Below are 14,407 nucleotides of genomic sequence, written 5' to 3'. Positions count from 1 at the left end.
GGCTACCCTGAAAGGACCATGCCTGTTCACGAGGTCGAACGGCGAGCGCTGCTCACCCCGGTCCTGCTCCTGCTCCTGGCCGAGCGCCGGGGTCACGGCTACGAGCTCGTGCAGCGCCTGGGCGCGTTCGGCTGGGAGGAGGCCGAGTCGGCCCATGTCTACCGGCTGCTGCGGTCGATGGAGAAGTGCGGCGAGGTCACCTCGCAGTGGTGCGCCTCCGCCTCCGGCCCCGCCCGGCGCGTGTACGCCATCACTCCGCAGGGCGCCATGAACCTCGCCCTGTGGTTCGTCCGGCTGGGAGAACTGCACAGCACCCTCCATCTCTTCCTCGAGCGCTATGTGCAGCTGGAGGACGTCGGCGGCGGGGACGAGCACCCGCACCACTCCGGACACGGGGACTACATCCGGCGCATGCGCAGGTAGCGGCGGACATCGGGCAGGTTCCTGGCGACGCCGTAGACGGCCGCGAGGCCCGCGGCGACGCCGATCCACATCCAGTGCATCCTGTCCTCCAACGTCGTGATCTCAGTTCTTCCGCGGTACCGGATCCGGTACGGAGTCGGGTCCGGGATCCGGTACGGGGGCGGCGCGCCGCGACAGCAGGCCGAGTACGAGCTCCACCGCCGGTTCCACCGCTTCCTCGACGGGCGGGCTGAGCCCGATCCCCTCCCCCGTGTCCCGGGGTTCGCAGCCGACGACGTACACCTCGTCGGGGAGCGTGCCGCCCGCGCCGGCGTGCAGGTCGTGCAGCAGGCCGAGCACGGTGGCGGGGTCCATCGCGTGGGTGTCGAGGGGCCCGGGCCGGTGCTCGGTGTCCGGGGGCCGCGGCCCGACGTCGATCGTGTACAGCGTGCCGGGCGGGGAGCCCCGGCTCACCAGGTCGACCAGGACGAGGGTGCGGTAGCCCTCCAGGAGCCGGTAGGCGAGGTGCACCCCGCGGATTCCGGCGTCCATCAGTTCGGTGCCGGGCGACAGACGGGACGGGGCAAGGGCGCCGAGCCGCCGGACCGTCTCCACCCCGAAGCCGTCGTCCTGGAGGAAGATGTTGCCGACCCCGGCGACGAGCGTGCGCTCAGGTGCCTCCGTACCGCTCATGGCTCCTCCTCCCGCAGCGGCGCCACCTCGTCCGGCTTGAAGTAGAGGAAACGGCCCTGCTCGCGGCGGATGTCGGTGCCGGGGTCGTCGTCCAGGACGACGGCGAGGTGCAGTTCCCCGTCGAGGTCCGCGACCACGGCTTCGACGGTGGCCCGGCAGCCCCGCAGGAACGTGTCCTGGGCGTCCGTGCGGCGGGCCCCCGGGGTGAGGAGGACCCGGGAGCCCTGGCCGACGGCCTCACCGTCTATGGGGATGGTGGTGGGCGCGTCGGCCGCTTCGAGGTCCTGCTGCGGGTCCCACCAGGGGTGCCCGGTGCCTTCGGGGAGGGTGAGCCCTTCGGCGGGCGGGCCGGGGGCCTCCGTCACCTCGCGCAGCCCCCGGATCGCTCCGTGCAGCCGCTCCCGCACCTCCTCGGGCATGGAGTCGACCAGGTCGATGACCTCGGCGGCCCGGTCGTCGGTGCCGCGCGCCTCCCGCTTCTCCCGCTCGGTGAGGGCGGCGGTGCGCAGCGAGAGGATCTCGTCGATCTCCGTGGCGTCGTACAGGGGGCCGGGGCTCTCGTCGGCGAGGACGGGATGGTCCTCCAGGATGATCGGCGAGGAGAGGACGAGGTCCCCGCGACCGGCCGGGCCCGCGAGCACCGGCCATGTGTGGTCGTTGCGCAGCTCCGCGACGGCGGGCCGGGCCCACTCGGGCGGGTCCGTCATCGACAGGAACCTGCCGCCCTCGACGGCGAGCAGCAGGTGGGCGCCGATCATGCTGTGCGGGAGGGCCGTCGTCCGGTCGCCGGCCGGTGCGTCGGTGGTGTTGTGCACGGTGACGGTGAGGCGTGACACCCGGTAGGGGCCGGGGAGTTGCTCGGCCCGGGGCCGGATCACGCCGGCCAGCCGCGCCCGTCGCCGTACGAGCCGCCCCAGGGTCCGGCCCTCGGCGTCCAGCACGGGTTCGTGCTCGACGGCGGGCGGCAGGTCGAAGGTGACGATACGGGTGTGGGCCTGCTTCCCCGTCAGTTCGGCGAGGGGCGCGTGGAACCGGATGCGCTCCTCGTGGCCCTCGTCCCAGGGGACCAGGACCCGGTCGGACAGCTCCAGTTCGGGCACCTCGGTGTAGGTGCCGTCGGGGTCGAGGCGTTCGACGGTCCGCCGCCGGACGTGCAGGAAACGCAGTTCGGCGTGGAGCCGGTCGCCGGTGCGGGGTTCGAGGAGGATGTCGGTGCGCTGCTCCGCGTACTCCCCGCCCTGTGCCGTGCAGGCGGGTGGGACGAGGACGCCGAACTGCCAGCGCATTTGGTTCTTCGCGGACGAGGCGCGGTACGGGTAGAGGACGTACCCCTCGAAGAGCACGGCGTCGGCGACCGTACGGGCCTGGTCGAGGGCGTCGTCGAGAGTTCCGGGCGACGACAGCAGGTCCGAGTCGGTCATCTCACTCCGCCCCCTTCGCTTCCGTCGCCTTCGCTTCCGACGCTTCCGCTGTCGCGAGCAGCTCCTCGAAGACCTGCTCCCAGGACGGCAGGGCGCGGGCCGATCGGTAGCGGCGCAGGGACTCCAGGCTGTCCTTGCGCAGCCGCAGCCAGCCGGTGCCCGGGAAGTAGGACTCGATCAGCTCCCGCCAGACGTCCACCGGCATCAGGCAGGACGTCTCCTTGTGCCACGGGATCGGTTCGGCGCGGAAGCCGTTGCGGCCGGTGAAGACCGTGCCGGAGAAGAGCATCAGCAGCGGTATCTCACCGCGTGCGAGGGCCCGGAAGTACGAGGCGGAGGCGACCTCGGTGTCGTACGTGCAAGGCACCGGGAGGTCGACGTGGGTGGTGCCGGTGAAGGCGGGCACGGTGATGGAGGCGTGGGCGAACTGGAGTGGTTTGAGGGTGCTGCTCCAGCGGCTGGGCTCGCCGAACAGGTCGCCCAGCATGTCGACCTCGTCCGGGTCGTAGGTGCGCTGGGCCGGCTCGATCCGGATCTGGCAGCGCAGGGCGATGGCGTGCACGGGCTGGTGGTCCAGTTCCTCGATGCGCAGGCCGAACAGGAGCGTGGGGCTCGCGCCGAAGGGCTCGGGCCGTACGCCGGTGCACCGGAAGTCGAGGTCGGTCACGGGGCGCCCCCGGGATTCCCCGCCCCTGAGGCCTCGGCCTCCGCGGGCAGAGGTCGCGCGCGGGCGGCCACGCGTCCGAAGAACCGCTCGATGTCCGCGCGGGCCTCGGCTCCGCCGTCGAAGCCCTTCCAGTGGAGCCGCATCCGTCCGACGAGTTCGTAGCAGACGTCGATGGGGACGAGGGTGCAGGTCGCCGGCTTCCCGCGCTCGGCGTGCAGCAGCAGCGCCTCCACGTCGTCCTGGAGCAGCCCGGCCAGGCGGGTGCCGCCGATGACCGCGTCCCAGGTGGCGGGGTCGAGTTCGCTCTCGGTCGCTCCGGCTGGGCTCGGGTAGAAGGCGGCGAACCGGTCGAGTGCGGAGTTGTGGAAGAAGAAGGCGAGGCCGACCGGGATCTGGAGCCGGTTCCGGCCGTCGGCGCCGAGGGTGAAGCCGGGGTCGGTGAGGTAGCGGTCCGGGACGCCCCGGAAGCGCCCTTGCCCCGCTCCGGGCCGGGTGAAGAGCAGGTGGCAGGGCGGGCAGGAGCACTTGAGGGAGCGCCGGGTGGTGTCGACGAGGTGCCGGTGCTCGTCGGGCAGCGGCTCCCCGCACAGCTCGCACCGCTCCCCCGGCGGCGGTGGCCGCCGGGTGAACTGGGCGAGAACTCCCGCGCTCACGGTCCGGCCCCCAGCAGCTCGGGCAGCGCGACCCGGACGGCTCCCTCCTCCTCCAGGAGCGGCAGGGGCTCCAGGTGGGCCTGCTCGCCGCGTCCCGCGTGCCGTACGTCGAACCGGGCGGCGCACCCGGCGCAGCTCAGGAACTCCCCGTCGAGAGGGGCGGTGCGCAGGTCGGCCCCGCAGCCGGGACAGCGGTCGCGGTAGGCATACAGGTTGCCGGGGAGCCGGACGAGCAGGAGCGCGTTGCCCTCGACATCGGCGACGCGGGTGGCGTGGTCGCGGGCGGGCAGAGCGGGGGTGGCGAGGGTGTGCCAGCGGGGCGGTTCCCCGTCGGCGGCCGGGGGCGGTACACCTGGGGCGTCGGCGGGCGGGTGCGGCAGGATCTGGAGCAGGGGCTGTCCACCGGCGGCGGGAGCCTCGGCCACCCCCTCCACCTCGATGTGCGCGATCTCCGGCGCGAGGCGGGCGACGGTCTCCTCGATGGTCCAGCGCACGGTCTGGGTGGAGGACGGGCAGCCGTCGCAGCTGCCGCGCAACCGCAGCCGCAGGGTGGGCCCTTCGGGCGCCTCCACGTCCAGTCCGGCGACCTCGACGTCGCCGGCGTGCGAGCCGAGGTAGGGGCGGACCTTGTCGAGTGCCCGGCCGACCCGGGTCATGGTGTCCTCGGGGTGCAGGTCGTGCAGGATCAGCAGGTCCCCGACGAGTTCGTCGGCGGTGAGCACGGCGAGCGGGTCGGACCCGGCCGGGGCGGTGCGCAGCAGCCGTACGGCGCGGGCGAGGCCCTCGCCGTAGAACTCGACGACGCTGCGCACGAGTTCGTCGGCGGTCTCGCGTGCCTGGGGCCCGGCCTCGCGTCCCAGTCGGTCCAGCAGTTCGCCGATGCGTGCACCTGGTTCGGCTCCCGCCATCGTGGGCCCCTTTCCTGGGTTACGGGGTCGGCTGCCTTTCCCGTACGGGGGTCAGCCGCCCGCCAGTCCGCTCAGCCCGGTCGGCATGTGGGTCTGCTCGACGGTCCGGCCGCCGCCGACGTACATGTGGACGCCGCACGGCAGGCACGGGTCGAAGCTGCGGACGGCCCGCATGATGTCGATGCCCTTGAAGTTCTCGGGCGGGTTCTCCTCGAAGATGGGCGTGTTCTGGACGGCGTCCTCGTACGGGCCGGGGGTGCCGTAGCTGTCGCGGACGCTGCCGTTCCAGGGGGTCGGCGGGTAGGGGTGGTAGTTGGCGATCTTCCCGTCCCGGATGACCATGTGGTGGGAGAGGACGCCGCGTACGGCTTCGGTGAAGCCGCAGCCGATCGACTCGTCGGGGACGTCGAACTGCTCCCAGGTCTGGGTGCGTCCGGCGCGGACCTCCTCCATCGCCTGCTCGGCGAAGTGGAGGGCGGCGGCGGCCGCGTACGCCTGGAAGTAGGTGCGGGCCCGGTTGCGTTCGATGGCGTTGGACCACTGCGGGATCGTCCACTCCAGGGCCATCTCCGGCTTGGTCATGGTGCGCGGGAGGTTGATCCGGACGCTGTGGCCGGTGGCCTTGACGTAGCCGATGTCGACGAGTCCGGACAGGGCCGTGGACCAGAGGCGGGCGATGGGGCCGCCGCCGGTGTCCAGGGCGAGGTGGTCGGTGCCGTCGAACCAGCGCGGAGACATGACCCAGCTGTACTTGTCGTCGAAGTCGCGCTTCTGCGGGGCCGGGATGGTGTGCTGGTTCCAGGGGTGGCGTTCGTCCAGCTCGTTGCCGAGGGGGTCGCGTTCGACGAACTTGCCCATGCCCGCCCAGTCCTCGTAGTAGGAGCTGCCGAGCAGGATGCGGATGCCGAGGTTGATGTCGACGAGGCTGTTGGTGACGAGCTTGCCGTCCACGATGACGCCCGGGGTGACGAACATCTTGCGGCCCCAGTCCTCCATCGCGGCGTACGTGAAGTCGCAGTGCTCCGGGTCGTTGAGCGCGCCCCAGCAGCCGAGCAGGACGCGCCGGCGGCCGACCTCCTCGTACCCGGGCAGCGCCTCGTAGAAGAAGTCGAAGAGGTCGTCGTGGAGCGGGACGACCCGCTTCATGAACTCCACGTAGCGGGTGAGGCGGGTGAGGTAGTCGGTGAAGAGCTGGATCGTGGCGACCGTGCCGACACCGCCCGGGTAGAGCGTGGAGGGGTGCACATGGCGGCCCTCCATCAGGCAGAACATTTCGCGGGTGTAGCGGCTGACCTGGAGCGCCTCGCGGTAGAACTCGCCTTCCAGCGGGTTCAGTGAGCGCATGATGTCGGCGATGGTGCGGTAGCCGTGGTCGGCGGCGTGCGGGGCCTCGGTGCGTGTCGCGAGTTCGAGGACGCCGGGGTTGGTCTCGGCGACCATCCGCTCGCAGTAGTCCACGCCGACCAGGTTCTCCTGGAAGATGTTGTGGTCGAACATGTACTCGGCGGCCTCACCGAGGTTGATGATCCACTCGCCGAGGTGCGGGGGCGCCACGCCGTACGCCATGTTCTGCGCGTAGACGGAACAGGTGGCGTGGTTGTCACCGCAGATGCCGCAGATGCGACTGGTGATGAAGTGGGCGTCGCGGGGGTCCTTGCCCTTCATGAAGACGCTGTAGCCGCGGAAGATCGACGAGGTGCTGTAGCACTCCGCGACCCGCTTCGCGGCGAAGTCGATCTTCGTGTGGATGCCGAGGCTGCCGACGATGCGCGTGATCGGGTCCCACGACATCTCCATGAGGCCGTCAGCGTCGACGGCGTGTTTGCCGGTCGCAGTCGCCATGGTCCCGCGCCGCCTTTCTGGTGGGTCGTCGCTGCCCGTCCTGGCCTACGGCTCCCCGGGATCGCCGGGGGTCCGGGTCACCAGGGCGGCCGGTAGCCGGTCTTGATGGTGTCGGTCTTGGTCCGCCACTTCGGTTCCTTGTCGGCCGTCTTCACGGTGAAGCTGCGCAGCCGGCGGACGACGGAGCCGTAGATCCCGCTCGCCGCGGCCGAGACGTGGCCGCCGGGTGGCTCGTCCATGAACGGCATGAACTTGTCGGGGAAGCCCGGCATCGTGCAGGCGATGCAGATGCCGCCGACGTTGGGGCAGCCGCCGACGCCGTTGATCCAGCCGCGCTTGGGTACGTTGCACTTGACGACCGGGCCCCAGCAGCCGAGCTTGACCAGGCACTGCGGGGAGCCGTACTCGTCGGCGAACTGGCCCTGCTCGTAGTAGCCCGCCCGGTCACAGCCCTCGTGGACGGTGGCGCCGAACAGCCAAGTGGGCCGCAGCTCCTCGTCCAGCGGAATCATGGGCGCGGCGCCGGCGGCCTGGTAGAGCAGGTACAGCAGGGTCTCGGAGGCGTTGTCGGGATGGACGGGGCAGCCGGGGATGCAGACGATCGGGATACCCGCCTTCGACTTCCACTCCCAGCCCAGGTAGTCGGGTACGCCCATGGCTCCGGTGGGGTTGCCCGCCATCGCGTGGATGCCGCCGTAGGTGGCGCAGGTGCCGATGGCGACGACCGCGAGGGCTTTGGGGGTGAGTCGGTCCAGCCACTCGCTGGTGGTGATCGGCTGACCGGTCTCGGGGTCGTCGCCGAAGCCGCACCAGTAGCCCTCGGGCTTGATGCGCTCGTTCGGGATGGAGCCCTCGACCACCAGGACGAAGGGTTCCAGTTCGCCCCGGTCGGCCTTGAAGAACCATTCCACGAAGTTGTCGGCGCCCTGGACGGGTCCGCACTCGTAGTCGATGAGGGGCCAGTGGACCGCCACCTTGGGCAGACCGGGCAGGGCGCCGAGAGCGAGTTCCTCGATGCTCGGCTGGGTGGCGGCGGTGAGGGAGACCGAGTCCCCGTCGCAGCTCAGCCCCGCGTTGATCCAGAGGATGTGTACGGTCGGGTCTTCCTGAGGTGTGTCCATCACGTCCGTGTCGGCCGTGGTCACGGTCGGGGCATCCATGGGCCCTCCTCGGGTCGGCCCGCTTCAGGAGCTTCTTACCGGCAGCCTGTCTCCTGGATACCGCGTGCGCGTCCCGGCCGGTAAGTGCGCGGTGGCCCTATTGCCGCCCTGCACCCCCTGCGTACGCGGACGTGCCGACGGCCCCCGCCGCGGTACGCGAACGGAGGCCGTCGGGCGTGCGTCAGGACTCGGTGAGGGCCGCGTCGATCTCGCGGAGGAAGTCCTTCAGGTCGTCGGGGTTCCGCGACGTGATCAGCGGCCAGCCGCCCTCGTCGTCGCGGACGACCGACTTGTCGACCCAGGAGCCGCCGGCGTTGGTGATGTCGGTCTTCAGGGACGCGTACGAGGTCAGGGTCTTGCCCTGGACGTAGCCGCCCTCGATGAGCGCCCACGGGCCGTGGCAGATGGCCGCGACGGGCCGGCCGGAGGCCGCGAACGAGCTGACGATCCGGGTGGAGGCGTCCTGGAGGCGCAGGGTGTCGGCGTTGAGCGTGCCGCCCGGGACGAGCAGGAGGTCGTACGCGGCGGGGTCGACGTCCGCCAGCGTGAGGTCGGGCCGCACGGTGTCCCCGGGGGCGCGGTCGCCCACGAGGGTGCGGATCTCGTCGCCGGAGACCGCCGCCACACTGACCTGGGCCCCGTTGTCGCGCAGGTGCTTCACGGGGACGACGAGCTCGTCCTGCTCGACCCCGTAGTTGGTGACGATCGCCAGGATCCGGCGGTTGCCGAGATCGGTGGTGGCCATGTGCTGCTCCTTTCCTCACAGGTCATGCGGTCGTGTCGCCAATCGTTCTTCTCATCCCCCCGTGATGCGGACGCATTCCGCGACGGTGTCGCGGAGGCTTCCGGTCCGCTCCAGGATCTCGCGCTGGACCCTGGCGCCGTTGCCGCGCCGTTCCAGGGCGGCCAGCGCCTTCTGCGCGGCCTTGAGATCGCCGCTGTCCTCCAGGGCGTCCCGCACATGGGCCAGGAGCGCCTGGAGCACGTCGGCCGCGGGCTCGGGCCGCAGGGTGCGAGGGTGGATCAGCCGGTCCTCCAGACCCGAACGGGCCGACTGCCAGGACGCCACCCGCAGCAGCGCCACACCGGTGTCCGGGGCGGGTTCCCCGGCGCGCCACTCCCGCGCGGCCGTCTCCACGAGCGCCCGCACCAGCGTGGCCAGCAGCACCGTGTCCGCCGGGTCCAGGCAGACGTCGGCGATCCTGACCTCCACTGTGGGGTAGGTGTGCGAGAGGCGCGCGTCGAAGTAGACCATCCCCTCGTCCTTGAGCACGCCGGTGCCGACGAGGGTCTTCACGAGCTCGTGGTAGCGCTCGGCGGAGCCGTGGAGCTCCACGGGCCCGGCGGAGGGCCACCTGCCCCACACCCGGCTGCGGTAGCTGGCGTACTGGGTGTCCTGCGCCTGCCAGAAGGGCGAGTTGCCGCTCAGGGCGAGCAGGACCGGCAGCCAGCCGCGGATCCGGTCAAGCACGGCGACGCCCTCCTCGTCCGACTCGACCGAGACGTGCACGTGGCATCCACAGGTCAGCTGCTCCTGGGCGGTCAGCCCGTAGCGCTCCGCCATCCAGTTGTACCGCTCCCCCGTGCCGATCATGGGGCTCACCGGCAGCGGCGAGGTCGCCAGGGCCGCGACCGAAGCTCCCACGTCGGCGGCGTGGCGGCTCGCCTCGGCGCGCCACCGCTGCACCGCGTCGGCGATCTCGTCCATCTCGCGGCAGGGATGCGTGGCGAACTCCAGCTGCTGGCGGTGCAGCTCCGACTCGAAGGCCGACTCTCCTTCCGCGTCCTTCTCGGCGAGTGCCAGCACGGCCGTGGACAGGGCGCGCGCCTCCCCGCTGTCCGGGTCGACCAACAGCAGTTCCTCTTCCACGCCCACGGTCCGCACCACAGTTCCCACCCCTTCGGTGTTCATCCGGCGATCAGGCCGAGAGGACGGAATCGTCCTCGGGACGGGCCCCCGGCAACCGGTGCCGGGCGGCGACCAGCGCGCTGTCGACATCGCCCGTGCCCGTCGAGACGCACAGGGTGTAGGCCACATCGTCCATGCGCTGCCGCGCCTCGGTGCTGCCGCTCTCCGCGTGCAGCAGGCGCAGGGCCCCGTACTGCTCGACGAGGTTACGCAGCACGGTGGGGTGGGCCATCAGCATGCGGGGGATCCTTCCGCGGGATTCTTCGTGTGAATGTCATGTGCCCGGGTTGTGTGCTCAGGCACAGCCCGGGTACCCCCGCCCGTCCGGAACACACCCCCGTGTGGGAAGTCTCCCCATGCCCGTCCGGCGGTGAATCGATCGCGCCGCAATGGGTACCCAGCAGGACGGACGACCCGTCCCCGGACTCTCCGGGGCAGCACGGAAGGAACTCTCATGACCGACCGCAGGCCGGAAGGCCCCGCGTACACCGGGGCTTCCGGCAGCCCGCCTCCCGTACCGGCGGACCTGCCGGACCAGCAGACCAAGGAGGGCGAGGACGCCCTCGACATACCGATTCCGGAGCGGGTCGCCCGCGAGAGCGGCGACCGGCCCGACCCGGACGAGGCGGGTTCCGGCAAGGACGAGCCGCGCAACGCCGGCGCGCACCCCGAGGATCACCCGACTCCGGACGAGTCCACGGGGTAGGCGCTCGCTGCGGACGGGACGGACATACCCAAGGCCCGTGCCCCGGTCCTTCACGGACCGGGGCACGGGCCTTTCGCACACATCGGCACAGTCGTACGCGTCAGCTCAGTGGTGTCCGCGCGCCGTGCTCGACGCGCCCCCGAAGAGGCGGGCGAGGGCCCGGAAGGGCAGCGTGACCACGGTGGCCATGGCGCCTCCGACGGACCGCAGCACATCGGCGATGGCCTTCAGCATGGGATGTCCTTCCTGCTCGTCCCGGAAGCTCCGGGAACTACGGCTCGGACACCCCGGGTACCCGGCATCCGCCGAGCGAACCGGACCGGGCCGATCCGCTCGGAACCGGCCCCGGACGCCCTCGGCCCCCCAGGACGCGAGCGTCCTGGGGGGCCGAGGGTTCGTTCAACCCGGATCAGGCGGTGGTGATGTTCTCCGCCTGCGGGCCCTTCTGACCCTGGGTGATGTCGAAGGTCACCGCCTGGCCTTCCTGGAGCTCACGGAAGCCGGTGGAGTTGATATTGGAGTAGTGCGCGAAGACGTCGGGGCCGCCGCCGTCCTGCGCGATGAAGCCGAAGCCCTTTTCCGAGTTGAACCACTTGACGGTTCCGCTGGCCATGCCTGTACCTCTCAGCAGTAAACGGATCCGCACCGCGCGAACCCGGAGGTGATCGCCCTGGTTCTCAGGCACTGCACAGCAAAACGCCCGCGCCAGGCGCGGGCAGGTACTGCGAACCACGACATCTTCCGGCGACGCTACACGGCGGGATCACTCCTCACCAGAGAGCAACGCCATTTTGGTGTGGATCTTCCTCCGAGCAGGTGGCTCGAACCACACCGACTACGCCCCGTTCAGGGCGTGTCGGCGCTCCGGGCGACGCTCCGCGCCCACAGGACCAGCGGCAGCTGGAGGGGCAGCCTGACCAGGGCGGCGGCCCGCTGCGGCCGGGGCCGGCCGCGCCAGTCGACGGCCATCTGCACATTGGCTGGAAACACCCCGACGAAGAAGTTCGCGGTCGCGCGGGCGGCGGCACCCCGCGTCCGGGGGTACGCGAGGCCCGCGGCCAGGGCGAGTTCGACCACTCCGCTCGCGTACGTCCAGGTTCGGGGCTCACCGGGCAGGATCCGGGGCACGGTGGCGTCGAACGCCTTCGGGACGGCGAAGTGGAGCACCCCCGCTCCCGCCATGAGTCCGGCGAGCAGCAGGGGGGAACGCGTCCGGGAGGACATGGGGTCTCCTTGGGCGAGGCAGCGGGGGCAGGCCTCGAAGGCTCTCAGGGCCTTGAGGGCCGGGAACTCGACTTACTTGTGAGTAAGTTACTGCTTCCCGACGCCCCGCGCCCCCCTACTGGATGAACCGGGGCAGCCACCGCGCCTGATAGTCCGGGTGCCCGGCGTACTCGGCGGCCAACTGCCGTACGGCGAAGCCCAGGCCCACCGCCCGGCCGGACCGGAAGTCCTGGGCCGGGCGGTCGGTGTCCAGCTCGGCGACCTCCACGTACTCGCCGAGCAGCACCCGGTGCGTCTCGATGCGCTCCAGGGTGCGGGCGGGGTCCTGCAGGGCGATGTGATGGTCGAAGCCGCTGTCCCGCACCGTGAACGCGACGCCGCCTCTGCGGTCGTGGACCTCTCCGGGCACATCCGCCGGGCACCGCCATCGGTCCCCGCCGGCAGCCAGGGCGACCTGTTCCTCATCGGCGAGACGCGCCCGGACGAAGGCCACCATGTCTGCGTTGCCGGCCATTGGATGCTGCTCCCTCGTGTTCATGGATCACTGCGGTGATACGGGGAGCATTGTGGTGGACCGGGGCGGCGCGATCCACCGTGGCGGGCGGTGCGGGCCGCGGTGGGCGGGTGTGCGAGGAACAAAGGGGACGAGCGGGTCAGTCCGCCGTCTCCCCGGCCCCCTTCGCGGCCAGATCGGCGAGGACCTGGTGCAGGGGCTCGGTCAGCCGGCGGCGGTACTCCTGTACGGCCCAGCCGTTGCCGTCCGGGTCGGTGAAGTACATGAACGCGGCCCCGTCCTCGGGGGCGTACCGCTGCGGCTCGGAGACCTCCACCCCGCGGGCGACGAGCTCCGCGTGGGCGGCGTCGATGTCGGTGACGCAGAGCTGGAGGCCGTGGTACGTGCCCGGCTGCGGGTCCCCCGTGGGGTTCGGCACGCCGTCGGTCAGGGCGATCGAGCAGCCCGAGCCGGGCGGGGTGAGCTGGACGACGCGCGCCCCCGGCATCACCTCGCCGTCGATGTCGACGTGGAAGCCGAGCTTGTCCCGGTAGAAGTCACGGGCCCGGTCCAGGTCGGTCACGGGGAGCACGATCACTTCAAGGGTCCAGTCCATGGCTGTGGGGGCCTTTCGCTGTGTCGGGGGATGTGCCGGGGGGTGTGCTGGAGGTGTCGGACGTTTCGTCGGTCCCGTCGCAGGCCGTCCGGTCGGAGGCCGTCTCGCCCGGGGCCGTCACCCCGGGGGTCGCGCCGCCCTGGAGCCGGGCCAGGTCGGAGGCGCGGACCTGGATGACCAGCAGGGCGACCAGCGCGGCGAAGACGGCGAAGCAGGCCGCCACGACGAAGGCGCTGGAGACGCCCGCGGTGAGGACGTCGTCCCCCCAGGGCGGTGGCAGCTCCCTGGTCCTCTCGAACTGCAGCAACTGGGCCGCAGTGGCCTGTTCCTGGAAGCGCGGCAACTGGTCGGTGAACTCGTGGCGGCTGGCCGTGCCGAACATCGTCACCAGGATGGAGAGTCCCAGGGAGCCGCCGACCTGCTGGGTCGCGTTGAGGACCCCGGAGGCCGCACCGGCTTCCTTCGGGGCGACGCCGGAGACCGCCATGAGGGTCAGGGAGACGAACTGCATGCCCATGCCCAGGCCGAAGACGAGCATCGGGCCGAGGATGGAGCCGAGGTATGTGCTGTGGACGTCGGTCAGCGTGAGCCAGCCGAGCCCGATGGCGGCCAGCAGGGCGCCCGCCACCATGAAGGGTTTCGGCCCCCACCGAGGCAGCAGCTGGGAGGCGAATCCCGCGCCGACCGCGATGACGGCGCTGACCGGCAGGAAGGCGAGTCCGGCCCGCAGAGGGCTGAAGTCCAGCACGTTCTGGACGAAGAGCGTCAGGAAGAAGAACATCCCGAACATCGCCGCGGCGAGGCTCAGCATCATCGTGTAGGTCCCGGCGCGGTTGCGGTCGCGGAACATCCACAGGGGGGTGATCGGCTGCCGGGAGCGGCTCTCGATGAAGACGAACAGCGCCAGCAGCGCGATCGCCACCGCGAAGGATCCGAGGGTGAGCGGGTCGCTCCAGCCGTCCTCGGAGGCGCGGATGAAGCCGTAGACCAGCAGAACCATGCCGACGGTCGAGGTGAGGGCGCCGACGACGTCGAAGTGGCCCGGGTGGCGTTCGGACTCGCGGATGTAGCGGGGCGTGGTGAAGGCGATGATCAGGCCGATGGGGACGTTCACGAACAGGACCCAGCGCCAGTCCAGCCACTCGACGAGCACTCCGCCCGCCAGCAGCCCGATAGCGCTGCCGCCCGCCGAGACCGCGGCGAACACCCCGAACGCCCTGTTGCGTTCGGGGCCCTCGCGGAAGGTCGTGGTGATCAGCGACAGGGCGGTCGGCGAGGCGATGGCACCGCCGACGCCCTGGAGCGAGCGGGCGGCCAGCAACTGCCAGGACTCCTGGGAGAGTCCGCCGAGCAGCGAGGCGAGCACGAAGAGCAGCACACCGAAGATGAAGACGCGGCGACGGCCGAGGATGTCACCGAGCCGCCCGCCGAGCAGCAGCAGTCCGCCGAAGGTCAGCGTGTAGGCGTTGACCACCCAGGACAGGTTCTCGGTGGAGAAGCCCAGGGACTTCTGCATGTGCGGGAGGGCGATGTTGACGATGGTGATGTCGAGAACCACCATCAGCTGGCACGAGGCGATGACGAGGAGTGCCATTCCGCTGCCCCGGCCCCGCTGATCGGGCCGGGCGGTCTTGCCGGATGTCGCGTGGGAGCCCGTCATGAGTGGGTTCGTCTCTCGTTCCGATGGCGCTTCGCCCCGTTGGGGCGGTCGGT

General features: G+C 71.1%; 19 protein-coding genes. 2 read left to right on the top strand and 17 right to left on the bottom strand.

Annotation, left to right across the window (positions count from 1 at the left end):
• The first annotated feature begins 18 nt into the window (after positions 1-18).
• Positions 19-423: a helix-turn-helix transcriptional regulator gene (locus AMK21_RS11200; RefSeq protein WP_073876689.1), complete on the top strand. Its 405-nt coding sequence runs from the start codon at positions 19-21 to the stop codon at positions 421-423.
• On the opposite strand, the gene AMK21_RS37065 is transcribed toward AMK21_RS11200, so the two are convergent.
• The 11 genes from AMK21_RS37065 to AMK21_RS11150 all read right to left on the bottom strand — a co-directional run bounded on the left by AMK21_RS37065 (position 399) and on the right by AMK21_RS11150 (position 9,893).
• Positions 399-503: a DUF6893 family small protein gene (locus AMK21_RS37065; protein ID WP_374194653.1), complete on the bottom strand. Its 105-nt coding sequence runs from the start codon at positions 501-503 to the stop codon at positions 399-401. The genes AMK21_RS11200 and AMK21_RS37065 overlap by 25 nt on opposite strands.
• A gap of 22 nt (positions 504-525) precedes the next feature.
• Positions 526-1,095 (bottom strand): hydrogenase maturation protease, encoded by a 570-nt coding sequence (locus AMK21_RS11195; protein WP_073876687.1) that lies wholly within the window; start codon positions 1,093-1,095, stop codon positions 526-528.
• The gene (locus AMK21_RS11190) at positions 1,092-2,516 is read right to left on the bottom strand and encodes a hypothetical protein (RefSeq protein WP_073876684.1); all 1,425 of its coding nucleotides are present in this window, start codon (positions 2,514-2,516) and stop codon (positions 1,092-1,094) included. Before AMK21_RS11190 ends, AMK21_RS11195 begins: the two co-directional genes overlap by 4 nt.
• A gap of 1 nt (position 2,517) precedes the next feature.
• Positions 2,518-3,183 carry a DUF6084 family protein gene (locus AMK21_RS11185; RefSeq protein ID WP_073876682.1) on the bottom strand — a complete coding sequence of 222 codons (666 nt, stop codon included), beginning with the start codon at positions 3,181-3,183 and terminating at the stop codon, positions 2,518-2,520.
• Complete coding sequence (locus AMK21_RS11180; RefSeq protein WP_073876680.1) at positions 3,180-3,836, bottom strand: DUF5947 family protein; 657 nt, start codon at positions 3,834-3,836, stop codon at positions 3,180-3,182. Before AMK21_RS11180 ends, AMK21_RS11185 begins: the two co-directional genes overlap by 4 nt.
• Positions 3,833-4,744, bottom strand: a complete 912-nt coding sequence (locus AMK21_RS11175; protein ID WP_073876678.1) for a NifU family protein — start codon at positions 4,742-4,744, stop codon at positions 3,833-3,835. The genes AMK21_RS11180 and AMK21_RS11175 overlap by 4 nt, the downstream gene beginning before the upstream one ends.
• A gap of 51 nt (positions 4,745-4,795) precedes the next feature.
• Positions 4,796-6,586, bottom strand: coding sequence for a nickel-dependent hydrogenase large subunit (locus tag AMK21_RS11170; protein ID WP_073876676.1), 1,791 nt, complete (start codon positions 6,584-6,586; stop codon positions 4,796-4,798).
• A gap of 77 nt (positions 6,587-6,663) precedes the next feature.
• Complete coding sequence (locus AMK21_RS11165) at positions 6,664-7,746, bottom strand: hydrogenase expression protein HypE (protein WP_073876674.1); 1,083 nt, start codon at positions 7,744-7,746, stop codon at positions 6,664-6,666.
• Between the two features lie 181 nt (positions 7,747-7,927).
• The gene (locus tag AMK21_RS11160) at positions 7,928-8,491 is read right to left on the bottom strand and encodes a DJ-1/PfpI/YhbO family deglycase/protease (protein ID WP_073876672.1); all 564 of its coding nucleotides are present in this window, start codon (positions 8,489-8,491) and stop codon (positions 7,928-7,930) included.
• A gap of 51 nt (positions 8,492-8,542) precedes the next feature.
• Positions 8,543-9,658 (bottom strand): glutamate--cysteine ligase, encoded by a 1,116-nt coding sequence (locus AMK21_RS11155; RefSeq protein WP_073876670.1) that lies wholly within the window; start codon positions 9,656-9,658, stop codon positions 8,543-8,545.
• A gap of 7 nt (positions 9,659-9,665) precedes the next feature.
• Entirely contained in the window at positions 9,666-9,893 is a 228-nt protein-coding gene (locus AMK21_RS11150) for a DUF5133 domain-containing protein (RefSeq protein WP_073876668.1), read from the bottom strand.
• Positions 9,894-10,109: 216 nt separating this feature from the next.
• On the opposite strand from AMK21_RS11150, the gene AMK21_RS11145 reads away from it, so the two are divergent.
• The gene (locus AMK21_RS11145) at positions 10,110-10,361 is read left to right on the top strand and encodes a hypothetical protein (protein WP_073876665.1); all 252 of its coding nucleotides are present in this window, start codon (positions 10,110-10,112) and stop codon (positions 10,359-10,361) included.
• Between the two features lie 105 nt (positions 10,362-10,466).
• Here the strand turns inward: AMK21_RS11145 and AMK21_RS36640 are convergent, their stop codons facing one another.
• The 6 genes from AMK21_RS36640 to AMK21_RS11120 form a co-directional block, all read right to left on the bottom strand.
• On the bottom strand, positions 10,467-10,595 hold the full coding sequence (locus tag AMK21_RS36640; RefSeq protein ID WP_251053146.1) for an LPFR motif small protein: 129 nt from the start codon (positions 10,593-10,595) through the stop codon (positions 10,467-10,469).
• A gap of 175 nt (positions 10,596-10,770) precedes the next feature.
• Complete coding sequence (locus tag AMK21_RS11140; RefSeq protein WP_003964323.1) at positions 10,771-10,974, bottom strand: cold-shock protein; 204 nt, start codon at positions 10,972-10,974, stop codon at positions 10,771-10,773.
• Positions 10,975-11,207: 233 nt separating this feature from the next.
• Positions 11,208-11,585: a hypothetical protein gene (locus tag AMK21_RS11135; RefSeq protein WP_073876663.1), complete on the bottom strand. Its 378-nt coding sequence runs from the start codon at positions 11,583-11,585 to the stop codon at positions 11,208-11,210.
• A gap of 115 nt (positions 11,586-11,700) precedes the next feature.
• The gene (locus AMK21_RS11130; RefSeq protein ID WP_073876661.1) at positions 11,701-12,099 is read right to left on the bottom strand and encodes a DUF6221 family protein; all 399 of its coding nucleotides are present in this window, start codon (positions 12,097-12,099) and stop codon (positions 11,701-11,703) included.
• 139 nt (positions 12,100-12,238) lie between these two features.
• Positions 12,239-12,694 (bottom strand): VOC family protein, encoded by a 456-nt coding sequence (locus AMK21_RS11125; protein WP_073876659.1) that lies wholly within the window; start codon positions 12,692-12,694, stop codon positions 12,239-12,241.
• Positions 12,678-14,354, bottom strand: a complete 1,677-nt coding sequence (locus AMK21_RS11120) for an MFS transporter (RefSeq protein WP_073876657.1) — start codon at positions 14,352-14,354, stop codon at positions 12,678-12,680. The genes AMK21_RS11125 and AMK21_RS11120 overlap by 17 nt, the downstream gene beginning before the upstream one ends.
• Between the last annotated feature and the right edge of the window lie 53 nt (positions 14,355-14,407).

Source organism: Streptomyces sp. CB00316 (genome assembly GCF_001905595.1).
Classification (GTDB): domain Bacteria; phylum Actinomycetota; class Actinomycetes; order Streptomycetales; family Streptomycetaceae; genus Streptomyces.
The sequence above is the reverse complement of the archived record's forward strand: the minus strand, read 5'-3'. Positions and strand labels throughout refer to the sequence as shown.